Raw genomic sequence first — 24,790 nt, 5'->3', positions numbered from 1 at the left:
GAGAGCTTTCAGCTCGGGGGTTGCGTGGCGGTGCCGGGAGCGGAACCTCGGACGCCACCGGTCTCCGGGAGTCGCGACTCGAGCAGCGACCTGCGCGGCGCTACGGCTGTGCTGGCCCGACGACGTCCGAGAACCCGCCGCGGTGCCGACTGACTCCCGCCCCGCATGCGGATCCGCCGCATACGAGATCCCCTAACCTCCGCCCGCTCTCGAATGCGAAACGGCCCCGCCCGGAGCAGCCAGAGGTTGCTCCGAGCGGGGCCGTCGCACATCGCGATCACGCGCGCAGGGTCGCTCCGAGGCGATCGGCGGCGGCCTGCACGGCCGCGTCCCGGGCCTCGGTGGCCTCCTCCTGCTTGAGGGTGCGATCCGGGGCGCGGAACCGGAGCGCCAGCGCCACCGACTTCTTGCCCTCCCCGAGCTGCTCGCCGGCGTAGACGTCGAACAGCCGGACGTCCTCCAGCAGTTCACCGCCTCCCGCGCGGATCACCTCGACCAGCTCGGACGCGGGCACCGACTGGTCCACGACCAGCGCCACGTCCATCAGCACCGGCGGGTACGCCGAGATGTCCGGAGCGGTGCGGCGCTCGGTCAGCGGCAGCGCGTCGAGATCGAGCTCCATCGCGCAGGTGCGCTTGGGCAGGCCCAGCGCCTCCACGACCTTCGGGTGCAGCTCACCGGCGTAACCGACGACCGTCTCGCCGACCTTGAGCTCGGCACAGCGCCCCGGGTGCCACGGCGCGTGCTCGGCGGCGCTGACGGTCAGCTCGACGTCGGCCGCGTAGGCCACCACTCGCGCGGCCTGAACGGCGTCCGCCCAGTTGGCGGCGCGGCCCTTGCCCCACCAGCCCGCTTGCTCTCGCTGCCCGGTCAGCACCGCGCCCACGTGCGTGGGCTGCTCGGGCAGCGCGGCCCGCAACGCGGCCAGCTGCTCGTCGCCGGGACGACCGTCCACGCCGACCTCGGGCACCGCGGGCAGTTCCTCGCCCGGCAGCACGACCTGCCCGATGTGGAACAGCGACAGGTCCCGCTGGCCGCGGGAAACGTTGCGCTGCAAGGTGTCCAGCAGACCGGTCAGCAACGTGGTGGTCAGCCGCGACTTGTCGGCCTCCAGCCCGTTGAGCACCGACATGGTGCGACGGCGCGGATCGTCCTCGGCCAGGCCGAAGGCGTCCAGCGTCTCGTCACCGGTGAACGGGAAGGGCAGCACCTCGACGAACCCGGCACCGGCCATGGCCCGGGAGACATCGCGCTTGCGGCGCTGGGCGCCGGTCAGTCCCCGGCCGGGCGGCGCTGCGGGCAGCACCGACGGGATCGTGTGGTAGCCCTCCAGCCGCAGCACCTCCTCGACCAGGTCGAACGGCTGCGTGAGGTCCGGGCGCCAGGACGGCGGGGTGGCGGTGATCTGCCCGACGCCGTCGTCCGAGGTGCTCAGGTCGATCTTGCAGCCGACCTGGTTGAGCCGCCGCGCGGTCACGCCGCGTTCGTAGGCGACGCCCGCGACCCGGTCCGGCAGCGCCAGCGGCATGGTCACCGGTGCCGGGCTCGTCGGCTCGCCGACGTCGGTGCGTCCCGGGGCGATGGTGCCCTCGCCGTAGCGGACCAGCAGCTGGGCGGCCAGCTCCACGGCGACCGGGGCCACCGCCGGGTCCACGGAGCGCTCGAAGCGCTTGCCCGCCTCGCTGGGCAGCTTGTGCCGCCGGATCGCACGGGCGATGCTCGCCGGGTCCCAGTTCGCGCCCTCGAGGAGCACGTCGTGGGTGCCGTCGCCGATCTCGGTGTTCGCACCACCCATCACGCCAGCCAGCGAGACCGCGCCGGTCTCGTCCGCGATCACGACGTCGTCGGCGTCGAGCGCGCGGACCTGGCCGTCCAGCGTGGTCAGCTTCTCGCCGGTCTCGGCGCGGCGGACCACCAGGTCACCGGTCACCTTGGTGGCGTCGAAGGCGTGCAGCGGCTGCCCCAGCTCGAGCATCACGTAGTTGGTGATGTCCACGGCCAGCGAGATCGACCGGATACCGGCCAGCGCCAGCCTGCGACGCATCCACCACGGGCTCGGAGCCGTCGGGTCCACACCGGTGACCCGGCGCACCACGAAGCGCGAGGCCGCCGTCTCGTCCGCCAGCGTGACGCCCCAGGACGGGCGCTCCTGCTCCGGCACCGGGCGCGCGCCCGGGTCGCCGAAGGGCACCTCCAGCGCGTTGGACAGCTCGCGGGCGAGGCCGCGCACCGAGAAGCAGTAGCCGCGGTCGGGAGTGATGGCCAGCTCGATGATCGAGTCGTCCAGGCCGACCAGCTCGACGGCGTCCGCGCCGGGGTCGGCCGAACCGGGCGGCAGCACCAGGATGCCGTCGTGATCCTCGCCCAGGCCGAGCTCCTTGGCCGAGCAGATCATGCCCTCGCTCGTCCTGCCGTAGGTCTTGCGCGCGGTGATCTCGAACTCACCGGGCAGCACCGCACCGGGCAGCGCGACGACGACCAGCTCGCCCTCGGAGAAGTTGCGCGCACCGCAGATGATGCTCTGCAACTTCGGTTCGTCGTCCTCGGTCTTGCCCACCTCGACCTGGCAGTACCGGATCGGCTTCTTGAATTCGGTGAGCTCTTCGATCTCGACGACTCGACCGGCCACGAGCGGGCCGCGCACCTGGGTCAGGTGCTCGACCTCCTCGACCTCCAACCCGACCCGGACGAACGCCTCAGCCAGCGTCTCCGCGGTCGTCTCCTCGGGCAGCTCAAGGTGCTCGGCCAGCCAGGAAACCGGAATCCGCACTTGGTCAGGCCCTTCTCTCGTTCAGGTGGGTGGTTTGGACGGGCATCAGATGCCGAACGGCAGGGTGAAGCGGATGTCGCCCTCGACCATGTCGCGCATGTCCGGGATGCCGTTGCGGAACATCAGGGTGCGTTCCAGGCCCATGCCGAAGGCGAAGCCGGTGTAGACGTCCGGGTCGATACCGCTGGCGCGCAGCACGTTCGGGTTGACCATGCCGCAGCCGCCCCATTCGACCCAGCCGGCGCCGCCCTTCTTCTCCGGGAACCAGATGTCCATCTCGGCCGACGGCTCGGTGAACGGGAAGTACGAGGGCCGCAGCCGGGTCCCCGAGTCGGGGCCGAACATCGAACGCGCGAAGGCGTCCAGCGTGCCCTTCAGGTGCGCCATGGTCAGGCCCTTGTCCACGGCCAGACCCTCGACCTGCGAGAACACCGGGGTGTGGGTGGAATCGAGCTCGTCGGTGCGGTAGGTCCGGCCCGGGCAGACCACGTAGACCGGAAGCTCCCGCTCCAGCAGCGCGCGGATCTGCGACGGCGAGGTGTGCGTGCGCAGCACCAGGCCGGAGTCCTCCGGCGCCACGTAGAAGGTGTCCTGCATGGTGCGCGCCGGGTGGTCCTTGCCGAAGTTCAGCGCGTCGAAGTTGAACCACTCGGCCTCGAGCTCCGGGCCTTCGGCCACCTCCCAGCCCATGGCCACGAAGGTGTCCTCGATCTGCTCGGCGAGCTGGGTGAGCGGGTGCCGGGCACCGGCCGCGACGCGATCCCAGGGCAGGGTCACGTCGACGGTCTCCTCGCGCAGCACCTTCTCGTCGCGCTCCGCCTGCAGCGCGGCGCGGCGCTCGTCGAAGGCGTTCTGGATTGCCTCGCGCGCCTGGTTGACCCGCTTGCCCGCGTCGGAACGCGCCTTCGGCGGCAGCGCGCCGATCTCGCGCCGCGCGGTCAGCAGCGGCGATTTGTCACCGAGGTGAGCGGGCTTGACCGCGGCGAGCTCGTCCAGGTCGGCGGCTTCCGCGAAGGCCTTGGTCGCGTCGGCGACCGCTTGGTCGAGCGTCTCCGGCGACAGCGCGGCGACCTCTTTCGGGTCGTACGAGTCGTTGGCTCCAGACATCGTTAGTGCGTGACTCCCGTTGGTCCCGCAGGCAGCACCGCCCCGGCTGACCGGGCCGGCGAACCTGCTTGCGTTGCGTCCGGCTTGGATTGCATACGACTGCCGCCTGCGCCCCCGCGTCGCGCGGAGGCATCCGACTCAGAGCCGCGAGCTTGACCTTCGATTCTAAGCGACGGTCTCCAGCGCATTACGCGGAGATCTCCCGCTCGCGTCAGCGGCGCTGGGCGCGAGCTGAGGCGTAGAGGCACACGGCCGCGGCGGTGGCCAGGTTGAGGCTCTCCGCGCGCCCGTGCAGCGGCACCCGCAAGGTGGTGTCCAGCTGGGCCGTGACCTCCTCGGACAGGCCGTGCGCTTCGCTACCGAACACCCACGCGGTGGGTTCGGCCAGTTCACCGGACGCATCGGCGGTGTCGAGGTCGCCGGTGGCGTGACCATCGGCACCGACCAGGCGCAGCCCGGCCTCCCGGCAAGCGGCGAGCACGGCCGCGACATCGCGGTTCCTGGCGACCGGCAGGTGGAACAGGCTGCCGGTGGAAGCGCGCACCGCCTTGCCGTTGTAGGCGTCGACGGCGTCCCCGGCGAACAGCACCGCACCGGCTCCGGCGGCGTCGGACACGCGCACCACTGTCCCCGCGTTGCCCGGGTCGGCGATGCCGACCAGCACCGCGACCAGGCGCGGGCGCTGGGCGAGCGCGGTCGCCAGGTCCGTGCCGGGCTGGTCGCAGACCGCGACCAGGCCCTGCGGGGTGACGGTCTCGGACAGCGACGCGGCCGCCCGCTCGGTCACCTCGTGCACGGGGACGCCGGCCGCGCGGGCGCGATCGGCGAACTCGGCGTGCCGAGGTGCGTCGGTGACGAACACGTCGCGCACGCGCAGCTCGTCCGCCTCGTGCGCGGAGAGCGCCTCACCCACTGCCTGAGCGCCCTCGGCGAGGAACGCTCCGGCCTTGTCCCGGCCGGCGCGGCGGGTGAGCTTACGAGCGACCGCGACCCGGGAGGACCGCTCGGTGAGCGGGTTCCCGGGTCGCGGATCGGAGGTGTGCTCGACGCTCAGGCCGCACTCTCCGGCAGGTTCTTGCGCGCGACCTCGACCAGGCCCTCGAAGGCCTGCGGGTCGTTGACGGCGAGCTCCGCCAGGATCTTGCGGTCCACCTCGACCTCGGCGGCCTTGAGGCCCTGCACGAACCGGTTGTAGCTCATGCCGTGCTGCCGGGTCGCCGCGTTGATGCGGGTGATCCACAGCTTGCGGAACTCACCCTTGCGGGCGCGGCGGTCCCGGTAGGAGTAGGTGAAGGAGTGGAGCATCTGCTCCTTGGCCTTGCGGTACAGCCGGGAACGCTGACCGCGGTAGCCGCGGGTCGACTCGAGAATCGTGCGGCGCTTCTTCTGGGCGTTGACTGCCCGCTTGACGCGTGCCACGGGGTCCGTCCTGTTATCTCATCGGGGGCGGGTGCCCGCCCGTGCGGGTGGTTGGGTTCTCACGACTCGCGCTGTCCCGTCCGGGAAGCAGCGGCGTCGTCAGCGACCCAGCAGCTTGTTGACGCGCGGAGCGTCGTTCTTGGACACCTGCTCGGTGCCCTCGAGGCGACGGGTGACACGGCTGGACTTCTTCTCCAGGATGTGCCGGCGTCCCGCCTGCTCGCGCCGCAGCTTGCCCTTGCCGGTCACCTTGAAGCGCTTCGCAGTGCCCTTGTGGGTCTTGTTCTTCGGCATGCTCTCGTCCTCGTTTCGTACTGAGGCCGGGTGGGCGCGGAGTCGCGTCCAGCCCGGCGTCACATCACGAGCCCTGACGAATTCGTCTTACGCGTTCGCCTTGGGCTTGGTCTTGTTCGTCTTGTGCGGCGCAAGAACCATGATCATGTTGCGACCGTCCTGCTTCGGGTTCGACTCGATGAACCCGAGGTCGGCAACGTCATCGGCCAGTCGCTGCAGCAGGCGGAAGCCCAACTCGGGACGCGATTGCTCGCGACCGCGGAACATGATCGTCACCTTGACCTTGTGACCCTGACCGAGGAAGCGGGACACGTGGCCCTTCTTCGTCTCGTAGTCGTGCGGGTCGATCTTCGGACGGAGCTTCTGCTCCTTGATGACGGTCTGCTGCTGATTGCGGCGCGATTCGCGAGCCTTTTGCGCGCTCTCGTACTTGAACTTGCCGTAGTCCATGAGCTTGCAGACCGGCGGGCGCGCCTGCGGGGCGACCTCGACAAGGTCCAGATCCGCTTCCTGTGCCAGCCGGAGCGCGTCCTCGATGCGGACGATTCCGACCTGCTCACCGTTGGGTCCGACCAGTCGGACCTCCGGTACCCGGATGCGGTCATTGATGCGCGTCTCGGAGCTGATGGGGCCTCCTCGGTTCGATGGCTGTTGTAACTGCACCGCGGCGTGTAGAGCTCACCCCGGAATGCAAAAGTCCCGCTGGCTCCGCTCGACGCGGACCCGCGGGACCCTGACTCCAAACCGATCGAACCGGCGTCCAAGACACCGTTCGCACCACCGACAACCGCATGGACGTCGGTAGGACCGGAACCCGGAGACCTCTACGGCCTCGCGGGTGGGAGCGGGGCTCCACTTTGCCGCCCCCGGCTGAGCAGGGGCTGGTCGTGCGTGTCAGGGTAGCAGGCGTGACCGAACCGCAGCCAACCACTCCCCCCGACACCGCGACCTCCACCGATTCGATCGGCGAGCATGCGCACGACGCGGGCGACGATTCTAACGTCCGCGCGCTTCCCGATGTTCCCAGCGTCGAGGTGATCAGCCGGGCCGCGGTGATGCTGATGTCCGCCGCCGCCGAGAAGCTCGGCCTCTCCGACGAGGACCCGGACAACGCGCCCACGCGCGACCTGGACGAGGCCCGCCGCCTGATCACGGCGCTGGCCGGCCTGGTGACCTCCTCGGTCGAGTACCTCGGACCGCACGCCGGTCCGATCCGCGACGGTCTGCAGTCCCTGCAGCGGGCCTTCCGCGAAGCATCCGCCCACCCGGACGCTCCCGGCCAGGGGCCGGGCGAGAAGTACACCGGCCCGGTTTACTGACCGAACCCGGAACCCGCGCGAAAGAGAGGCGCCCGCGACCTTCCCGGCCGCGGGCGCCTCTTCGCGTTCGAGGGACCGCCGCGCGATCCGCGCGAACGGCTCAGTCCCGGCGCCCCAGCTCCGCCGAGATCGCGTTCGCCGTCGCCCGGAGGTCGTCGAGCCAGGTGAACAGCTCGGAGAGCGGGAGGATGACCTTCGGCACCGACATGGACACGGCCGCCACCACCTCGCCGCGGTGGTTGCGGATCGGCGCGGCCACGCAGTGCGTGAAGTCCTCGTGCTCGTTGCGGTCGACGGCGTAGCCCTGGTTGTGCACCCGATCGAGCTCGACGCGGAACCGCTCCGGCGAGTCGATCGTGTTCGGGGTGAACCTCGGATAGCCGATGCGCTGCACCAGGCGCTGCCTGCGCGATGCCGGCAGGTCGGCCACGAGGACCTTGCCCACCGCGGTGCAGTGCACCGGCGCCCGGCGGCCGATCCGGGAGTACATGCGCACCGGGTGCACGCTGTCGACCTTGTCGATGTAGACGACCTGGTCCTCGTCCAGCATCGCCAGGTGCGCGGTGTGACCGCTGCGCTCCCCCAGCCCTTGCAGGTGCGCGCGGGCGACGTCGCGGACGTCGAGGTCTTCGAGCGCTCGGTGCGCGAGGTCGAACACGGTGCTGCCGAGCCGGTAGCGGTGCGCGTCCTCGCGACGGACGAAACGGCCCGCCTCCAGAGTGCGCAGCAGCCGCATCACCGTCGTCTTGTGCACGCCGAGCCGCTCGGCGAGCTCGTCGAGCGTGCGCGGGCCGTCGGCGAGCGCGCTCAGCACCGCGAGTCCGCGTTCCAGGCTCTGGCTCACCGGCCCCTCCGATCAGCGTTGACGCACCGCAGCGCGCAGTGGTACATACCTCTTCGCCATTTGTGCAACGCGTGTTGCACCCTACGCAATGGGAGGCGCCGTGGCGGCATCGGGCAACGACCTGACGGGCATCGACACCAGCGCGGTCCGCGCGTTGCACGACGAGCGCATCGACTGGCGCTTCAAGGGCATGCCCTCGTCGTCCTTCGGCTCCACCGTCGGGGAGTTCCTCGGAACCCGGCCGAAGCTGTTCGAGGCGGGGTTCGTCGGACCGATCCTCACGCTCGACGACGCCGCGATGGAGCACAACCTCGCGACCATGGCCGGCTGGTGCGCCGAGCACGGGCTGCGGCTCGCGCCGCACGGCAAGACGACGATGGCACCGCGGCTGTTCGAGCGGCAGCTGGCGCACGGGGCGTGGGGCATCACCGCGGCCAACATCAGCCAGCTGCGGGTGTACCGGGCGTTCGGCGTGCGGCGGATCCTGCTGGCCAACGAGCTGGTCGATCCGCACGGACTGACCTGGCTGGCCGATGAGCTCGACGCCGACCCCGACTTCGCGTTCTGCTGCTACGTGGACTCGCCGCGCGGCGTGGAGCTGATGGCCGCCGCGCTGGCCGAGCACGGCGGCTCGCGCCCGGTGGACGTGCTGGTGGAGCTCGGCAACGAGGGCGGGCGCACCGGCGCGCGCACGGCCGCGCAGGCCCGCGAGCTGGCCGAGGCGGTGCGGGCCCGGCCAGAGCTGCGGCTGGTCGGTGTTGCCGGCTACGAGGGCGAGGTCGCGCACGACGTCGAGGAGTCGTCGCTGTCCGCAGTGGATGGTTACCTGCGCGAATTGCGCTCGCTGGTCGCCGAACTCGCCGCGGACGGGCATTTCGACGGGCTGGACGAGGTGATCGTCAGCGCGGGCGGCAGCGCGTACTTCGACCAGGTCGCCGAGGCGCTGACCCGCCCCTGGCCGGAAGGCCTGCCGGTGGTGCCGGTGCTGCGCAGCGGCGGGTACCTGCTGCACGACGACGGCTTCTACCGGATCCGCTCCCCGTTCGGCCGCCAGCACCGGCTCGCCAGCAGCGAAGCACCGTTCCACCCGGCGATGCGCATCTGGGCGCAGGTCATCTCGCGCCCGGAACCCGATCTGGCCCTGCTGACCATGGGACGCCGCGACGTCTCCTTCGACCAGGGACTCCCCGAGCCCCAGCTGCTGCGCGCGGCCGACGGAAGCGCCCGGGAGCTGCCCACCGGCTCGTGCCGGGTGCGGGGCCTGGCGGACCAGCACGCCTTCCTGGAGCTCGGCGGCGCCGAGCCGGAGGTCGGCGACTGGATCGCCTTCGGCCTCTCGCACCCGTGCACGGTCCTGGACAAGTGGACCCTCATCCCGGTGACGGAGGGGGACGAGGTCACCGATCTCGTCCGCACCTTCTTCTGATCCGCCCGGGGAACGCCTGCGGGCGCCCCGGGCGCGTCGATCAGTCCAGGACGGCCAGCGCGTCGATCTCGCAGAGGAGCCCCGCGGGCAGCCCGACGTAGACGGTGGTGCGCGCCGGGAACGGTTCGCCGACCACCCTCGCGTAGGTCTCGTTCATCTCGGCGAACTGCGAGGTGTCGGTGAGGTACACGCGCAGCATCAGGACGTCCTCGAGCGAACCGCCCTCGGCCTCGATCACCGCGATGACGTTCCGCAGGCACTGCTCGGTCTGCTCGGCGACACCGCCCTCGACGAGCTTGCCGGTTTCCGGGTTCACCGCGGTCTGCCCGGAAACCTGCAGCATGTTGCCCTTGCGCACGCCCTGCGACAGCGGAATGTGCGCGGGCGGCTTGGGTGCGTTGTCAGTGCTGACGACGGTCCTGCTGCTCATCGGGTGAATCCTCCCATTCGGCGATTCCGGCTGAGACGCACCGAAATCCGGCGGTAACGAGTACCGCGCGCGAGCCATTGCCATTCGCGATCGATCCTACCTAGGATCGCCCAATCTGGTGCAGACCAATCCACGTCGGAAGGACCACGGTTGGACCTCATCATCCGGGGAGCGCACATCGTCGACGGCGACGGCGGACCGCGCTACTTCGCCGACGTCGGGATCTCCGCGGGACGCATCGCCGAGATCGGCCACCGGCTCAGCGCCGAGCGCAGCATCGACGCGGGTGGATTGGTCCTGGCGCCGGGTTTCGTGGACATGCACGCGCATTCGGACCTGCAACTGCTGGCCGAGCCCGATCACACGGCCAAGGTCTCGCAGGGCGTGACGCTCGAGGTCATCGGCCAGGACGGCCTGTCCTACGCGCCCGTCGACGACGAGACGCTGGCGACCCTGCGCCAGCAGATCGCGGGCTGGAACGACGATCCGCCCGGTTTCGACTGGAACTGGCGCAGCGTGGCCGAATACCTCGACCGCCTGGACGAGGGCATCGCCACCAACGCCGCCTACCTGGTCCCGCAGGGCACCCTCCGGCTGCTGTGCGCGGGCTACGAGGACCGGCCGGTCACCGCCGACGAGCTCGACCGGATGCGCGAGGTGTTGGCGGAATCCCTGCGGCAGGGCGCCTTCGGGATGTCCTCGGGTCTGACCTACACCCCGGGCATGTACGCCGACACCGCGGAGCTGACCGCGCTGTGCGAGGTGGTGGCCGCCCACGGCGGGTTCTACAGCCCGCACCACCGCAGCTACGGCGCGGGCGCGCTGCAGGCCTACGCCGAGATGCTGGAGGTCGCCGAGCGCTCGGGCTGCCCGCTGCACCTGGCGCACGCGACCATGAACTTCGGGGTGAACGAAGGTCGCGCGAGTGAGCTGCTGACCATGCTCGATCGCGCCATCGACGACGGCCGCGACGTCACCCTGGACAGCTATCCGTACCTGCCGGGCGCCACCTCGCTGCACGCGCTGCTGCCGAGCTGGGCCATGGCCGGCGGCGTGTCGTCCACTCTGGACAGGTTGCGGGATCCCGGGCAGCGGGCCCGGATTCGTCACGAGCTCGAGATCACCGGATCCGACGGCTGCCACGGCGTTCCGGTGGAGTGGGACACCATCGTCATCAGCGGGGTCCGCGAGCCCGGCAACGCGCACCTGGTGGGGCGCAGCGTTGCCGATGCCGCGCGGGCCGCGGCCGAGCAGCCGACCGAGTTCTACCTCGACGTGCTGATCAACGAGCAGCTGGGCAGCTCCTGCTTGATGCACGTGGGCCACGAGGACAACGTGCGCGCGATCATGCGCCACCGCGCGCACACCGGGGGCAGCGACGGCCTGCTGGTCGGGGCGCGCCCGCACCCGCGCTCGTGGGGCACCTTCCCGCGCTACCTCGGGCACTACGTGCGCGAGACCGGCGTGCTGGAGCTCGAGGAGTGCGTCGCGCACCTCACCTCGCGTCCCGCCGACCGGCTCGGGCTCACCGACCGCGGCCGCATCCGCGCCGGCAACGTCGCCGACCTGGTGCTGTTCGATCCGGACGAGGTCGCCGACACCGCGACCTTCGAGGAACCGCGGCAGCAGGCCGCCGGAATCCCGCACGTTCTGGTCGGCGGGGTCGCGGTGATCCAGGACGGTCACCGCACCGATGCCCTGCCCGGCCGCGCGCTGCGCAAGAACCGCTAGGCAGTTCAGGAGCGCGGCGGAGCCGTCGTTTCGAGCACGAACTCTGCCCACCCCGCCGCGGGCTGCACGCCAATGCGCGCCGTGCCGCGCACCAGGAGCGGCGCAGGTCCCGTTGTCGCACCGCCGAGCGAAGCCGTTCCCGAGCAGACCCCAGGAGAGCCCGTTGGCCACCTTCCTGCACTGGCTGCAGCACGAGACACCCGGACTGCTCGTGCTCTGCGCGGCCGGGATCGCGGCGCTGCTGCTGATGATCATCCGCTTCCGGATCGAACCGTTCATCGCGCTGCTGGTTACCGGGCTGCTGATCGCCCTGGCTGCGGGGCTCTCGCCCGAGGAGATCGTCGGTACCGCGCAGTCCAGCGGCGACTCGCTGCTGGAGGACGGATTCGCCTCGATCCTCGGCCACATCACCGCCATCATCGGGCTCGGCACCATCCTGGGTTCGATGCTGGAGGCCTCCGGAGGCGCGCAACTGCTCACCCGCGAGTTGCTGACCGCAGTCGGGGAACGCCGCGCACCGCTGGCCATGGGGCTGTCCGGGCTGATCTTCGGAGTCCCGGTGTTCTTCGACATCGGCATCTTCGTGCTCGCCCCGCTGGTCTACGTCGTGGCGCGGGAGGGCAAGCGCTCCATCCTGCTGTACTGCCTGCCGCTGGTGGCCGGGCTGTCCATGACGCACGCGTTCCTGCCCCCGCACCCGGGACCGGTGGTCGCGGCCGGACTGCTCGGGGTCGATCTGGGCTGGATCATCCTGATGGGACTGGCCTGCGGCCTGCCGGCGTTCATCCTGGCGGGGCTGCTGTACCCGGTCTGGATCGGCAACCGGATCCACCTGCCAGTACCGGACGACATGCTCGCCACCGCCGACGCGATGGCGCGGGAGCGAACCGAGCAGGGGCGCCCCGATCCGGGCCTCGGGACGGTGGCGTTGATCATCGGGCTGCCGATGGTGCTGATCCTCGGCGGCACCTTCGGCAGCATCACGCTGCCGGCGGGAGGACTGCTGGCGACAGTGACGTTCCTGGGCAATCCGACCGTGGCGCTGACCATCGCGGTGCTGCTCTCGTTCTGGCTGCTGGGCACCCGGCGCGGCATGACCGGTGCGCAGCTGTCCGAGCTGACCGCTGGGGCGTTGCGCCCGCTCGGGATGCTGCTGCTGGTCGTGGGTGCCGGTGGTTTCTTCGGGAAGGTGCTGGCCGAGACCGGGGTCGGCGACGCGTTGGCGGGTTCGTTGCAGGCGACCGGCTTGCCGATGCTGGTGTCCGCCTACGTGATCAGCAGCGGGCTGCGGATCGCGCAGGGCTCGGCGACGGTGGCGATCGTGACCACCGGCGGCATCGTGGCACCGCTGCTGCAGGCCGGGGATCACTCGCAGGCTCAGCTGGCGTTGATCGCGGTGGCCATCGCGGCCGGTTCGATCATCGCCTCGCACGTCAACGACGGCGGCTTCTGGATCATCTCGCGGTACTTCGGCATTCCGGTCGCGGACATGCTCAAGAGCTGGACGGTGCTGGAGACGATCCTGTCGGTGGTCGCGTTCGCGATGGCGGCCTCGTTGTCCGTCGTCGCGGGGTGAGGGGCCTCGCAGCATGCGCCGGTGCGGGCCTCAACCGGCACCGCCGCGGGTTCTGACGCGTCGTGCGGCGAGGACGGCCGCTCGAGGAGCGGATCCCGCAGCCGCACGGCGCGTCAGGTTCCGCCACCAGCACCGCCACGCGAACCCCACACGGAAATGTCTCCTGAGTCCGCGCACCGGCGCGGTCAGTTCTCGCCATCCCGCCGTTTTGGTCTAGTCCACTGCGCGGCGAAGCGGCAGACTACACCGCATCGAGTCGTCGAGCCGGGAGGGCATCGTGGCGGTTTCGCGTCGTGGATTTCTGGGAGCCGTTGGCGCGCTAGGAATCGCAGGGAGTGCCGCGGGACCTGCGGCCGCAGCCGGAGGAAGACCTCGCGGCCGAGCGATGACCTTCATCGGCAGCTACACCTCCGGGACCTCGGGCGGTCGCGGGCTCGAGCTCGCGGAGCGGGGCGCGGACGGCGCGCTGACCCGGCGGCGGGTGCTCGACGGGATCGCTGACGTCTCGTTCTTCGCGTGGTCGCCCGACGGGAAGTTCCTGTACCTGACCAATGAGAACGCCCAGGGCTCGATCACCGCGATCGACGTCCGCGGCGAACCGACCGTGCGCGGCAGCGTCTCCAGCGGCGGAGCGGGACCGACCCACCTGACCGCGCACCCGAACGGGAAGTTCCTGCTCACCGCGAACTACACCGACGGGACGGTGGCCGTCCACCGGCTCGCCCCGAACGGCACGCTCGGCGAGAACACCGACCTGATCCAGCACCCCGGCGCCGAACCGCACGCCCACCAGGTGGTCGTCGATCCCAGCGGGCGGTGGGTGCTCGCGGTCGATCTCGGGGCCGACTCGGTGTTCATCTACGCTCTGCGCGACGGCAGGCTCGTCGAGAACCAGCGCCTCGAGTTGCCCGCGGGCACCGGGCCACGACACCTGGCCTTCCACGGCGATCGTGCCTACCTGCTCAACGAACTGGCCTCGAACATCATCGTGCTGGACTTCGACGCACAGACCGGGAGGTTGACCGCCGGGCAGGTGGTCTCCAGCCGGGCGCCCGGCGCTTCCGGGGAGAACTTCCCCGCAGAGATCGCGGTTTCGCGCGACGGATCGTTCGTCTACGCCTCCAACCGGGGCGACAACGACATCGCGGTGTTCGCCACGACTCCAGGAGGTCTGGAGTTCCGGTCGGTCACGCCCACCGGTGGTGACTGGCCGCGCTTCTGCGCGCTGGATCCGGCCGAGAGCTCGCTCTACGTCGCCAACCAGCGCTCCGGAACGATCACCCGGCTGACCCGGGACCCCGGAACGGGTTCGCTGGCACCGACATCGGACGAGTACGCCTGCCCGTCGGTGGCGGCGCTGACCTTCGGCCGCTGATCGGTTCACCGATCTCCCGTTTCCCCACCGCTTTTCGCCCAGCGGTAGGAACGACCTGAAGATTGGTCCAGACCTTGATTGGAAGAGGTCTGGACCATAACATCCGATTCCTCGGTATCCAGCCGACAATTCCATCGGGACCAACGGAGACCGCCATGCGCGCAGGAAAATTCGTCACCTTCGCCGCCATCGGCGCCCTGCTGGTGGCCTGCGGGCCACCGCAGGTCCAGCAGACCCAACCGGTCGAGGACCAGCGCACCGGGACGCTGCGGGTGTGGCTGTTCGACGAGGCCGACCGCGGCCCGAAGGAGAAGGTGGTCGACGAGGCGGTGAACCGCTTCGAGGCCGAACGCGCCGACGTCGAGGTCGACGTGCGCTACATCGCGGTGGAAACCCGAGCGGAGCGGTTCACCGGCGCGTTCAACGATCCCGCGAGCGCACCGGACGTCGCCGAGCTGGGCAACACCGACCTGGCGGGCTACGTGGCCGCCGGTGGCCTCGCCGATCTGACCGAGCACCTGCCGCGCTGGGACGAAGCCGCCGACCTGTCCCCCTCCGCGCTCGACACCGCTCGCGTGGACGGAAAGGTCCACGGCCTGCCGTTCTACACCGGGGTGCGCGCGCTGTACTACCGCACGGACGTCTTCGAGGAACTGGGGTTGCAGCCCCCGCGCACCTTGGCCGAACTCGTGGACACCGCGCAGCGGATCCAGCGGGAACGCCCGGACCTCTACGGCATCGCCGCGGGCGGCGAGTACCACTACGCGCTGATGCCGTTCATCTGGGCCGCGGGCGGCGAGCTGGCCCGCGAGCGGGACGGCCAGTGGGTCTCCGCGCTGGACACCCCGCAGGCCCGCGCGGGCGTCGAGACCTTCACCTCGCTGATCTCCGGTGGAGCCTGCCCGAAGGAGCAGTGCGCGGACATGACCGGCAGCCAGAGCGTGCAGGCGTTCGCCGCCGGCAAGGCCGCGATGACCATCGGCGGTGATTTCAACCGCTCGGCGGTGGAATCCGGTCCGGTCGGGGACGACTACGCCGTCGTCCCGCTGCCCGGCAGCGCTCCCGGTTCGACGGCCCCCGCCTTCGCCGGGGGCAACCTGCTCGGGGTGCTCAAGTCCTCGCAGAAGGCGACGCTGGCGCGGGAGTTCGCGCAGTTGCTGGCGGGCAAGGAGTACCAGCGCAAGCTGTACGAGGCGATGGGCAACCTGCCGACGTTCGTCGACGTGCAGCGCGAGGTCGCGGCCGCGGATCCGGCGTCGGAACCGTTCGTGGAAACCCTGCGCAGCGGAACCCGTTTCGTACCGGACACGCCCGCGTGGTCGCAGATCGACGCCCAGGACGTGCTGCCCACCATGGTGCAGCGGATCGTCAACGGAGTCCCCGTCGAACAGGCCACCGGCCAGGCCGCCGAGCGGATGAACGACGCCTTCGAGGGGCGCTAGATGCCGCTGCTCTACCTCATCCCGGCCGGGGTGCTGCTCGTCTGCATGATGGGCTACCCGCTCTACCAGCTGGTGCAGCTCTCGCTCTACGAGTACGGGCAGGCGCAGGCATCGGGCGGTGCCCCGCTGGAGTTCCTCGGCGCGGGAAACTACCTTGCGCTGCTCTCGGACTCCCGGTTCTGGACCATCCTGTTGCAGACCTGCCTGTTCGCCGCGCTGTGCGTGCTGGGCAGCCTGGTCCTGGGAATCGGGCTGGCGGTGCTGGCGACCAAGATCGGCCGGATCCCGCGGATGCTGCTGTTCCTGGCCGCGATCGGCGCTTGGGCGACACCGGCCGTGGCAGGTTCGACGGTGTGGCTGTTCCTCTTCGACCAGGACTTCGGTCTGGTCAACGAGCTGCTCACCGGCTCGGGAATGAGTGCGGCCGAGGGCTTTTCCTGGACCTACGACAAGTACGTGGCCTTCGGGTTCGTCGCCGCCGAGGTGATCTGGTGCTCGTTCCCGTTCGTGCTGGTGACCACCTACGCCGGTTTGACCGGTATTCCCGGTGAGGTGGTGGAGGCCGCGGCGCTGGACGGCGCTTCGGTGTGGCGCACCACGCGCAGCGTGCTGCTGCCGATGCTGCGCCCGGTGCTGCTCATCGCCACCATCCAGTCGATCATCTGGGACTTCAAGGTGTTCACCCAGATCTACGTGATGACCAACGGCGGCGGCGTCGCCGGGCAGAACCTGGTGCTCAACGTCTACGCCTACCAGGAGGCCTTCGCGGCCTCGAACTACGGGCTGGGCTCGGCCATCGGCGTGGTGATGACCGCGCTGCTGCTGGTGATCACGCTCGGCTACCTGCGCGCGCAGCGCGGAAGCGAGGTGACGGTGTGAAACCCGTGCGCAAACCCCGGCTGCTGGCGGCCAACGCGGTCGCGGTGGCCTTCGCCGTGGTGATCGCGTTCCCGCTCTACTGGATGGTGCTGGCGGCGTTCAAGCCCGAGGACGAGCTGCTGTCCACCGATCCCCGGCCGTGGACGACCGCGCCCACCCTGGACGGATTCCGACGGGTGCTGACCGTGGACGGCCTCGGCGGGTACTTCGTCAACAGCCTCATCGTGGCCGGCGCGGTGGTGGTGCTGTCGTTGTTCATGTCGTTCCTGGCGGCGGTGGCGCTGACCCGGTTCCGCTTCCGCGGCCGCGCGGTGCTGCTGGTCATGCTGCTGGTCGCGCAGATGGTCCCGGTGGAGGCGCTGACCATCCCGCTGTTCTTCCTGATGCGCCAAGTCGGTTCGGTGGCACCGGTGTTCGGCCTCAACCACCTGGGGTCGCTGGTGCTGGTGCACCTGGCCTTCTCGCTGCCACTGGCGATCTGGATGTTGCGCGGCTTCGTCGCCGCGGTGCCCACCGAGCTGGAGGAAGCCGCCACGCTGGACGGCGCGAGCCGGTCGCGCTTCGTCTGGCAGGTGCTGTTCCCGCTGGTCGCACCAGGACTCGTGGCCACCAGCGTGCTGGCGTTCATCCACGCGTGGAACGACTTCCTGTTCGCCCGGACGTTCATCATCTCGGCGACCGAGAACCAGACGCTGCCGATGGCGATCTTGGTGTTCTTCAGCCCGCAGGGCAACGACTGGGGTGCGATCATGGCCGGTTCGACGCTGATGACCATCCCGGTGCTGATCTTCTTCGTGCTGGTGCAACGCCGCCTCGTCTCCGGGCTCTCCGGGGCGGTGAAGCAATGAGCTGGGATTCCCTGCTGCCCCGTCCCGCCGAGGTCAGCCCTTCGCCCGGGACACTGCAGCTGGACGCGTCGACGACCGTGGGCGGCGAGCCCGCAGCGTCGCGGTGGTTCCGGCGGCACGTCGGCGCGGCGACCGGACTGCCGCTGGCCGAGTCGGACCGGCCGACGATCGCTTTCGAGCTCGATGCAGGCGTCGACGGCTACCGGTTGGAGATCTCCCCGTCCGGGGCGCGGGCCATCGCGAGCAACCCCGAACACGCGCACCACGCGGCCCAGACGTTGCGCCAGCTGCTGCCCCCGGACGTGTTCCGCTCGGCTCCCATCGCGCGCGGCCAGCTGTCGTTGCCGTGCGGAACGCTGTCCGACCGCCCGAGTTTCGGGTGGCGCGGCTGCCATCTCGACGTGGCCCGGCACTTCCTGCCCAAGCGGGAGGTGCAGCGGTTCGTCGAGCTGCTCGCGATGCACAAGCTCAACGTGCTGCACCTGCACCTCACCGATGACCAGGGCTGGCGCATCGAGGTACCGGACCTGCCGGAGCTCACCCGGGTCGCGTCCTGGCGATCGCGGTCGATGGTCGGCCGCGGCGAGCAGCCCGAGTACGACGACCGCCCGCACGGCGGTTACTACACGACCGAGGACCTGCGCGAGATCGTCGCGCACGCCGCCGAGCACCACATCGCGGTCGTCCCGGAGATCGACCTTCCCGGGCACAGCCAGGCCGCGATCGCCGCCTACCCCGAGCTGGGCACGGGCGAACCACCGCGGGTGTGGGACTCCTGGGGCGTCAGCGACAACATCCTGGCCCCGCGACGCGCGACCCTCGACTTCTACCGGACCGTGCTCGACCACGTGATGTCCGTGTTCCCCGCGCCGGTGATCTGCCTGGGCGGCGACGAGGTCCCCGGAGCCACCCCGGCGCACGGATCGCTGCTGCGGAGGTTGGCCGAGCACGTGCACGCCCGCGGAAGGCGCACCTCGGCGTGGGACGAAGCCGTGGACACGACCGAACTGCCGCGGGAGACGATCGTGCTGGCCTGGCGCGGTTCGGAGGCCGCGCACCGAGCCGCTGAGCTCGGTCACGACGTGCTGCTGTGCCCGGAGACGCACTTCTACTTCGACCACCGCCAGTCCGAGCATCCCGACGAGCCGATCCCGGTCGGTTACCTCAGCACCCTGAGCCACGTCCACGGCTACCGACCGGCGGTGCGAAACGCCTTGGGAGTGCAGGCTCAGGTGTGGACCGAGCACCTGGACTCGCCACGCCGCGTGGACTACGCGGCGTTTCCCCGGCTGTGCGCCTTCGCCGAGGTCGCCTGGAGCGCGCAGCGGGAACTGCCGGAGTTCGCGGGGCGGCTGACCGAGCACCACCTGCCCAGGCTGGACGCCTGCGGAGTGGAGTACCGGCCGCTCGACGGTCCGCACCCCTGGCAAACGCGGCCGGGTGTTCCCGGACAGCCGCGCTGACCACCGACCTTCCTGCGAATTGCCGCAAACCGGGTGCGCCCGGCTCGCCCGCTTCGGGAGCCACCGCTGCTGATGGCGGGGGACGACATCAACAAGTTCGTGCTCGACAGGGACCTGCCGAACGGGGTGACCCTGGAATACACCTCGTTCTACGGCGTCACCGAACGGCAGGAGGGCTTGCGCGGGCGCGCGCTGCTGGCCAACGACGCCGTCGAGGTCGTGCAGCTGGCGGTGCGGAAGGTGACCGGCGGCGAGGTCGACCCCGGCGGAGCCGAACCGGTTCCGCTGAACGGGCTGTCCGTCTGGCACGGCATCGCCGAGACCAACGGCACCGCGCACATGCCCGGCAGCACCGGATTCATCGACTACGGCGGGGAAACCGGGCAGGTACCGGCGAACAAGACCATCTCGATCCTCCGGCTCAACGGACCGAAAACCGATCCGCAGGTCGTCTGGGCGTGCGGGACGGCCGACGATCCGGGCTGCCGAGCGCCGGACTAGCTGCCGCCCGCCCGGCGCCGGAGCCTCGACTCCTCAGTCCGCGGCCGTCGCGAAATGGTCCTTCAACCGCTCCAGAGTCGTTCGGATGGAGGCCAGGTTCTCCTTCGGCACGCCGGTGCGGGAGACCACGCCCGGCAGCAACCTGCTGTAGTCGTAGGTCTCGGTGACCCGGGTCCGGTCGCCTTCCGGCTCCAGCTCGTAACGCCAGCGGTGCGGGAACAGGTTGCGCCACGCGATCCGGCGGTTCTCCTCCCACTCCACGACGCGGTTGGTCACCCGGTACGGCAGACCGCGCTTCATCCGCATCCCGAACTTCGCATCCAGCGACAACCGCTCGGGCGCGCGGAGTTCGCCCGTTACGGTGCCGGAACCATCGATGAGCGGGTGTTTCCGCGGGTCGGCCAACAGGTCGAAGACGGCTTCCGGAGTCGCGTCGACCAGCACGCTGTCGGACACCGATGTCTCGTTCTGCGTCATGCCCGCGAAACTAGCGACGCGACATCACGTTCCGGGAACGGTGCGGCGGATCCGCGAAAAGACGCGGGCGCCCCGTGCGAGGCGCCCGCGTCTCGTGGTTCGAAGCGTCAGCTGGTGACCTTCTCCCGGGGCTCCCAGCACTCCACGCCGGTGAGCTCCGGAATCCGGTCGCGGGTGAACACCGGGTCGATCCCCTGCTTGCGCTGCTCGTTGTAGTCGCGCAGCAGCTTGAAGGCGACCACGCTCAGCGGGGCGATCGCGATCAGGTTGACCAGCGCCATCACGCCCATCGTGGTGTCGGCGAGGTTCCAGACCAGTTCCGAGGAACCGATCGCGCCCAGGAAGGTCACGACCAGCACGAGCCACTTGTAGCCGGTCAGCACGCCCTGGTTCCGGGTCAGGAATCCGACGTTGGACTCACCGTAGTAGTAGTTGCCCAGTACCGAGGTGAACGCGACCAGCATGATGATCAGCGTGAGCAGGTGCACCGACCAGCCGCCCAGGCTCGCCTGCATGGCGTTCTGCGTCATGCTCGCGCCCTGGTCCTCGCCGTAGGTCGGGTTGGACAGCAGCACGATGAACGCGGTGGTGGAGCACACCAGCAGGGTGTCGAAGTAGACGCCGAGCGTTTGCACCAGGCCCTGCTTGACCGGGTGGCTCACCGAAGCGGTCGCACCCGCGTTCGGCGCCGAACCCAGGCCGGCCTCGTTGGAGAACATGCCGCGCCGCACGCCCTGCACGATCGCGGCGCCCAGGCCACCACCGGCGATGGCCTCGAAACCGAAGGCGTGGCTGAAGATGTCCGCGATGACGCCCGGGACCGCCGTGATGTTGAGCGCCACGACGACCAGGCCGAGGACCATGTACAGGCAGGCCATGAACGGGACCAGCAACTGCGCGGTGTGCGCGATGCGGCGCACGCCGCCGAAGATGATCGAGGCGGTGAGCACGACCATGATCAGGCCGAGCACCGGGGGAAGCCAGCCGCCGCCGTCGAAGCCGACCGTCTCCGCCGAGGTGACGATGGCGTCGACGATCGTGTTGCTCTGCACCGCGGTGAACACGAAACCGAACGTCACCGTGATGACCACGGCGAACAGCACGCCCATCCAGCGCACCCGCAGACCGTGCAGCATGTAGTAGGCCGGACCGCCCCGATATCCGGTCCTGTCCCGCACCTTGTACAACTGCGCCAGGGTGGACTCCACGAAGCTGGTCGAGCCCACGACCAGGCCCATCACCCACATCCAGAAGACCGCACCGGGACCGCCCAGCGCGATCGCGGTGGCCACACCGGCGATGTTGCCGGTTCCGATCCGGGCTGCCGCGGAGATCGCGAAGGCCTGGAACGACGAAACCGTCTTCCCGCCGTCCTCCGCGGTCTCGGACCGCCCGCCGATGGCGCGCACCATCTCGGGGAGCATCCGGATCTGCACGGCCTTGGACCGCACCGTGAAGTACAGGCTCAACAGCGCGAGCACCGGGATGATCAGGTAGAGCCAGAACGTGTCGTTCAGCGCGACGATCGCGTCGTTGAGCGCTTCCACTGGCGTTCCTTTCCGCATCGGGTGGTGCGGGGAATCAGGCGTCGGTCGGCACTCTCGTGAAGGCCTGCGACGTTCACCGCTCACTGTCGTCCGAAGCGGGCCGCCACCATGTGATCGGTGACGACCCGCGTCGTGTCGGACAGGTTACAAACCCGTGCACCCCTGGCTACCAGTGGGTAGACCCCCGGGAGGGCGATCACGCAACTCTTCGCCCAAGGCACGGCCGCGACAGTTTTGCCTAAAACTGCAGGGTCTCGGCACCCGAGGTGTTCGCACAGTTATAGGCAAAGCTGTCACGCGGCGGCGCCGCTCTCGACGGGGGTTAGTGCAGGACTTCCGCGAGGAATCTTCCGGTGTGGCTGTCCTCGATCTGGGCCAGGTCCTCCGGGGTGCCCTCGGCGATCAGCTGACCACCGCCGCTGCCGCCCTCCGGCCCCATGTCCAGGACCCAGTCGGCGGTCTTGATGACGTCCAGGTTGTGCTCGATGACCATCACCGTGTTGCCCTTGTCGACCAGGCCGTTGATCACGCCGAGCAGCTTGCGGATGTCCTCGAAGTGCAACCCGGTGGTCGGCTCGTCGAGGATGTAGACGGTCTGACCGGTGGAGCGCTTCTGCAGCTCGCTGGCCAGCTTCACCCGCTGCGCCTCCCCGCCGGAGAGGGTGGGCGCGGGCTGACCCAACCGCACGTAGCCGAGCCCGACCTCGACCAGCGTCTTGAGGTGCCGGTGGATGGCCTTGATCGGCTCGAAGAACTCCGCGGCCTCCTCGATCGGCATGTCCAGGACCTCTGCGATCGTCTTGCCCTTGTAGTGCACCTCGAGGGTCTCCCGGTTGTACCGGGCGCCCTGGCACACCTCGCACGGGACGTAGACGTCGGGCAGGAAGTTCATCTCGATCTTGAGCGTGCCGTCGCCCGCGCAGGCTTCGCACCGGCCGCCCTTGATGTTGAACGAGAACCTGCCCGGCTGGTAACCGCGCACCTTCGCCTCGCTGGTGGCCGCGAACAGCTTGCGGATGTGGTCGAACACGCCGGTGTAGGTGGCCGGGTTCGACCGCGGGGTGCGGCCGATCGGCGACTGGTCGACCTGGACCAGCTTGTCGACGTGCTCGAGGCCCTTGACCCGGGTGTGCCTGCCGGGCACCTGGCGCGCGCCGTTGAGCTTGTTCGCCAGCACCGAGGCGAGGATCTCGTTGACCAGCGTGGACTTGCCGGACCCGGACACGCCGGTGACGGCGAGCATGGTGCCCAGCGGGAACGAGACGTCGATGCCGCGCAAGTTGTGCTCGCGGGCGCCGACCACGGTCAGCCGCCGCTTGCGGTCGGGCACCCGGCGCTCCGTCGGGACCGGAATCTCCTTGCGGCGCGCCAGGTAGGCGCCGGTCAACGACTCCTCGTTCTTCTCCAGGTCCTCGTACGGCCCGCTGTGCACCACCCGGCCGCCGTGCTCACCGGCACCGGGCCCGATGTCGACCACCCAGTCCGCGCTGCGCACGGTGTCCTCGTCGTGCTCGACGACGATGAGCGTGTTGCCCAGGTCGCGCAGCCTGCTCAGCGTCTCCAGCAACCGGTGGTTGTCGCGCTGGTGCAGCCCGATGGACGGTTCGTCGAGCACGTAGAGCACGCCGACCAGACCGGAGCCGATCTGCGTGGCCAGCCGGATGCGCTGGGCCTCCCCGCCGGACAGGGTGCCCGCCCCGCGGTCCAGCGACAGGTAGTCCAGGCCGACGTCGAGCAGGAAGCCCAGCCGCGACTGCACCTCCTTGAGCACCCGGCCCGCGATCATCTGCTCCCGCTGGCCGAGCTCCAGCCCGCCGAGGAACTCGGCGCACTCGCTGACGCTGAGCGCGCTGGTCTCGGCGATGGACAGCTCGCCGAACTCCTCGTTGGCCATGGTCACCGCGAGGATCTCGGGCTTGAGCCGCGTCCCGTCGCACGCCGGGCACGGCACGTCGCGCATGTAGCCCTCGTACTTCTCGCGCGCGTAGTCGGACTCGGTCTGCTCCAGCCGCCGTTCCAGGAACGGGATCACGCCTTCGTAGGAGGCGTAGTAGGAGCGGGTGCGGCCGTAGCGGTTGCGGTAGCGCACGTGCACCTGGTCGTTGGTCCCGTGCAGCACCGCCTTCTTGACCTTGGTGGGCAGCTGCCGCCACGGGGTGTCCATCCGGAACCCGATGGCCTCCGACAGCGAGGTGAGCAGCCGGGTGAAGTACTCGGCGGTGTGCCCGCCCGCCCAGGGCGCGATGGCGCCGTCGCCGAGCGCCAGGTCCTCGTCCGGCACGACCAGTTCCGGGTCGACCTCCTTGCGGATGCCCAGGCCCGCGCACTCCGGGCAGGCGCCGTAGGGCGAGTTGAAGGAGAACGAGCGCGGCTCGAGCTCGTCCACGCCGAGCGCGTGGCCGTTCGGGCAGGCCAGGTTCTCGGAGAACTTGCGCTCGCGGTCCGGGTCGCTCTCGTCGAGGTCGACGAACTCGACGACCACCAGGCCGTCGGCCAGCCGCAGCGCGGTCTCCACCGAGTCGGTCAGGCGCTGCTTGGCACCCGACTTGACCGTCAACCGGTCCACGACCACGGCGATGTCGTGCTTCTCCTGCTTCTTGAGCTTCGGCGGCTCGTCGAGCGGGTAGACCGCGCCGTCGACGCGGGCGCGCGCGTAACCGGACGACCGCAGCTGCTCGAACAGGTCGACGTACTCGCCCTTGCGGCCGCGCACGACCGGCGCCAGCACCTGGAACTTGGCGCGGTCCGGCATCTCCAGCACCTGGTCGACGATCTGCTGGGGCGTCTGCTTCTCGATCGCCTCGCCGCAGGTCGGGCAGTGCGGTTTGCCCGCGCGCGCGAACAGCAGTCGCAGGTAGTCGTAGACCTCGGTGATGGTGCCCACCGTCGACCGCGGGTTGCGGCTGGTGGACTTCTGGTCGATCGACACCGCCGGGGACAGGCCCTCGATGAAGTCCACATCGGGCTTGTCCATCTGCCCGAGGAATTGCCGGGCGTAGGCGGACAGCGACTCGACGTAGCGGCGCTGCCCCTCCGCGAAGATGGTGTCGAAGGCCAGGCTGGACTTGCCGGAGCCGGACAGCCCGGTGAACACGATCAGGCTGTCGCGGGGCAGGTCGATGTCGATCCCGCGCAGGTTGTGTTCACGGGCGCCGCGAACGACGAGGCGGTCAGCCACGTTGATCCCTTCGAAAATGTTCTGGCGTTGCGTGGACGCGCGGCCGGCTGCGAGCGCACCGATGCGGGGCGCTTACCGCTGAGCGGATCGGGTCGCGACGTTGCCGGTTCCATGCTATTCCGGGCCACCGACAGACTCGGACCGACGGCGTCGGCCGGTCGGCA

At 69.9% G+C, this 24,790-nt stretch carries 21 protein-coding genes; 10 read left to right on the top strand and 11 right to left on the bottom strand.

Annotated features, from left to right (window positions below; all coding sequences use genetic code 11):
- Positions 1 to 277: 277 nt before the first annotated feature.
- The 6 genes from pheT to infC all read right to left on the bottom strand — a co-directional run bounded on the left by pheT (position 278) and on the right by infC (position 6,253).
- On the bottom strand, positions 278 to 2,770 hold the full coding sequence (gene pheT, locus ABD289_RS10165; RefSeq protein ID WP_344129130.1) for a phenylalanine--tRNA ligase subunit beta: 2,493 nt from the start codon (positions 2,768 to 2,770) through the stop codon (positions 278 to 280).
- Between the two features lie 45 nt (positions 2,771 to 2,815).
- On the bottom strand, positions 2,816 to 3,877 hold the full coding sequence (gene pheS / locus ABD289_RS10160; protein ID WP_344129128.1) for a phenylalanine--tRNA ligase subunit alpha: 1,062 nt from the start codon (positions 3,875 to 3,877) through the stop codon (positions 2,816 to 2,818).
- Positions 3,878 to 4,088: 211 nt separating this feature from the next.
- Entirely contained in the window at positions 4,089 to 4,931 is an 843-nt protein-coding gene (locus ABD289_RS10155) for a TrmH family RNA methyltransferase (protein ID WP_344129233.1), read from the bottom strand.
- Positions 4,928 to 5,296 (bottom strand): 50S ribosomal protein L20, encoded by a 369-nt coding sequence (gene rplT, locus ABD289_RS10150; protein WP_344129126.1) that lies wholly within the window; start codon positions 5,294 to 5,296, stop codon positions 4,928 to 4,930. Before rplT ends, ABD289_RS10155 begins: the two co-directional genes overlap by 4 nt.
- Positions 5,297 to 5,395: 99 nt before the next feature.
- The gene (gene rpmI, locus ABD289_RS10145; protein ID WP_344129124.1) at positions 5,396 to 5,590 is read right to left on the bottom strand and encodes a 50S ribosomal protein L35; all 195 of its coding nucleotides are present in this window, start codon (positions 5,588 to 5,590) and stop codon (positions 5,396 to 5,398) included.
- 87 nt (positions 5,591 to 5,677) lie between these two features.
- On the bottom strand, positions 5,678 to 6,253 hold the full coding sequence (gene infC / locus ABD289_RS10140) for a translation initiation factor IF-3 (protein WP_344129122.1): 576 nt from the start codon (positions 6,251 to 6,253) through the stop codon (positions 5,678 to 5,680).
- Positions 6,254 to 6,552: 299 nt separating this feature from the next.
- Between infC and ABD289_RS10135 the strand changes: the two genes are divergently transcribed.
- On the top strand, positions 6,553 to 6,909 hold the full coding sequence (locus tag ABD289_RS10135) for a DUF1844 domain-containing protein (protein WP_344129231.1): 357 nt from the start codon (positions 6,553 to 6,555) through the stop codon (positions 6,907 to 6,909).
- Positions 6,910 to 7,009: 100 nt separating this feature from the next.
- Here ABD289_RS10135 and ABD289_RS10130 read toward each other — a convergent pair whose 3' ends face one another.
- Positions 7,010 to 7,753 carry an IclR family transcriptional regulator gene (locus ABD289_RS10130; protein WP_344129120.1) on the bottom strand — a complete coding sequence of 248 codons (744 nt, stop codon included), beginning with the start codon at positions 7,751 to 7,753 and terminating at the stop codon, positions 7,010 to 7,012.
- 190 nt (positions 7,754 to 7,943) lie between these two features.
- Between ABD289_RS10130 and ABD289_RS10125 the strand changes: the two genes are divergently transcribed.
- Positions 7,944 to 9,179, top strand: a complete 1,236-nt coding sequence (locus ABD289_RS10125; RefSeq protein ID WP_344129229.1) for an amino acid deaminase — start codon at positions 7,944 to 7,946, stop codon at positions 9,177 to 9,179.
- Positions 9,180 to 9,219: 40 nt separating this feature from the next.
- On the opposite strand, the gene ABD289_RS10120 is transcribed toward ABD289_RS10125, so the two are convergent.
- On the bottom strand, positions 9,220 to 9,609 hold the full coding sequence (locus ABD289_RS10120; RefSeq protein ID WP_344129118.1) for a RidA family protein: 390 nt from the start codon (positions 9,607 to 9,609) through the stop codon (positions 9,220 to 9,222).
- Between the two features lie 150 nt (positions 9,610 to 9,759).
- On the opposite strand from ABD289_RS10120, the gene ABD289_RS10115 reads away from it, so the two are divergent.
- The 8 genes from ABD289_RS10115 (at position 9,760) to ABD289_RS10080 (ending at position 19,424) form a co-directional block, all read left to right on the top strand.
- The gene (locus ABD289_RS10115) at positions 9,760 to 11,340 is read left to right on the top strand and encodes an N-acyl-D-amino-acid deacylase family protein (protein ID WP_344129116.1); all 1,581 of its coding nucleotides are present in this window, start codon (positions 9,760 to 9,762) and stop codon (positions 11,338 to 11,340) included.
- Positions 11,341 to 11,503: 163 nt separating this feature from the next.
- Positions 11,504 to 12,916, top strand: a complete 1,413-nt coding sequence (locus ABD289_RS10110; protein WP_344129114.1) for a GntP family permease — start codon at positions 11,504 to 11,506, stop codon at positions 12,914 to 12,916.
- 385 nt (positions 12,917 to 13,301) lie between these two features.
- A complete protein-coding gene (locus ABD289_RS10105) occupies positions 13,302 to 14,291 on the top strand; it encodes a lactonase family protein (RefSeq protein ID WP_344129112.1) in 990 nt (329 codons plus the stop codon).
- A gap of 155 nt (positions 14,292 to 14,446) precedes the next feature.
- A complete protein-coding gene (locus ABD289_RS10100) occupies positions 14,447 to 15,733 on the top strand; it encodes an extracellular solute-binding protein (RefSeq protein ID WP_344129110.1) in 1,287 nt (428 codons plus the stop codon).
- Positions 15,734 to 16,612: a carbohydrate ABC transporter permease gene (locus ABD289_RS10095; RefSeq protein WP_344129108.1), complete on the top strand. Its 879-nt coding sequence runs from the start codon at positions 15,734 to 15,736 to the stop codon at positions 16,610 to 16,612.
- A 5-nt stretch (positions 16,613 to 16,617) separates the two neighbouring features.
- On the top strand, positions 16,618 to 17,460 hold the full coding sequence (locus tag ABD289_RS10090) for a carbohydrate ABC transporter permease (protein ID WP_344129227.1): 843 nt from the start codon (positions 16,618 to 16,620) through the stop codon (positions 17,458 to 17,460).
- Positions 17,457 to 18,923 carry a beta-N-acetylhexosaminidase gene (locus tag ABD289_RS10085; RefSeq protein ID WP_344129106.1) on the top strand — a complete coding sequence of 489 codons (1,467 nt, stop codon included), beginning with the start codon at positions 17,457 to 17,459 and terminating at the stop codon, positions 18,921 to 18,923. Before ABD289_RS10090 ends, ABD289_RS10085 begins: the two co-directional genes overlap by 4 nt.
- Positions 18,924 to 18,995: 72 nt before the next feature.
- On the top strand, positions 18,996 to 19,424 hold the full coding sequence (locus ABD289_RS10080) for a hypothetical protein (protein ID WP_344129104.1): 429 nt from the start codon (positions 18,996 to 18,998) through the stop codon (positions 19,422 to 19,424).
- Positions 19,425 to 19,457: 33 nt separating this feature from the next.
- Here the strand turns inward: ABD289_RS10080 and ABD289_RS10075 are convergent, their stop codons facing one another.
- The 3 genes from ABD289_RS10075 to uvrA form a co-directional block, all read right to left on the bottom strand.
- Positions 19,458 to 19,901, bottom strand: a complete 444-nt coding sequence (locus ABD289_RS10075) for an SRPBCC family protein (protein WP_344129102.1) — start codon at positions 19,899 to 19,901, stop codon at positions 19,458 to 19,460.
- A gap of 107 nt (positions 19,902 to 20,008) precedes the next feature.
- The gene (locus ABD289_RS10070) at positions 20,009 to 21,448 is read right to left on the bottom strand and encodes an alanine/glycine:cation symporter family protein (protein ID WP_344129100.1); all 1,440 of its coding nucleotides are present in this window, start codon (positions 21,446 to 21,448) and stop codon (positions 20,009 to 20,011) included.
- A gap of 322 nt (positions 21,449 to 21,770) precedes the next feature.
- Positions 21,771 to 24,626 (bottom strand): excinuclease ABC subunit UvrA, encoded by a 2,856-nt coding sequence (uvrA, locus tag ABD289_RS10065; protein WP_344129098.1) that lies wholly within the window; start codon positions 24,624 to 24,626, stop codon positions 21,771 to 21,773.
- Positions 24,627 to 24,790 lie beyond the last annotated feature (164 nt).

The sequence above is a fragment of the Saccharopolyspora halophila genome, from assembly GCF_039531955.1.
In the GTDB taxonomy this organism is placed as follows: Bacteria; Actinomycetota; Actinomycetes; order Mycobacteriales; family Pseudonocardiaceae; genus Saccharopolyspora; species Saccharopolyspora halophila.
This window is presented reverse-complemented; position numbering and strand designations above follow the sequence as displayed.

Bases quoted from the DNA above. Each gene is read 5' to 3' on its own strand.
- ABD289_RS10125 (WP_344129229.1), top strand. From the start codon at position 7,944: ATGCCCTCGTCGTCCTTCGGCTCCACCGTCGGGGAGTTCCTCGGAACC.
- ABD289_RS10080 (WP_344129104.1), top strand. From the start codon at position 18,996: ATGGCGGGGGACGACATCAACAAGTTCGTGCTCGACAGGGACCTGCCG.
- ABD289_RS10100 (WP_344129110.1), top strand. From the start codon at position 14,447: ATGCGCGCAGGAAAATTCGTCACCTTCGCCGCCATCGGCGCCCTGCTG.
- rpmI (WP_344129124.1), bottom strand. From the start codon at position 5,590: ATGCCGAAGAACAAGACCCACAAGGGCACTGCGAAGCGCTTCAAGGTG.
- ABD289_RS10075 (WP_344129102.1), bottom strand. From the start codon at position 19,901: ATGACGCAGAACGAGACATCGGTGTCCGACAGCGTGCTGGTCGACGCG.
- ABD289_RS10085 (WP_344129106.1), top strand. From the start codon at position 17,457: ATGAGCTGGGATTCCCTGCTGCCCCGTCCCGCCGAGGTCAGCCCTTCG.
- ABD289_RS10105 (WP_344129112.1), top strand. From the start codon at position 13,302: ATGACCTTCATCGGCAGCTACACCTCCGGGACCTCGGGCGGTCGCGGG.
- ABD289_RS10120 (WP_344129118.1), bottom strand. From the start codon at position 9,609: ATGAGCAGCAGGACCGTCGTCAGCACTGACAACGCACCCAAGCCGCCC.
- ABD289_RS10095 (WP_344129108.1), top strand. From the start codon at position 15,734: ATGCCGCTGCTCTACCTCATCCCGGCCGGGGTGCTGCTCGTCTGCATG.
- pheS (WP_344129128.1), bottom strand. From the start codon at position 3,877: ATGTCTGGAGCCAACGACTCGTACGACCCGAAAGAGGTCGCCGCGCTG.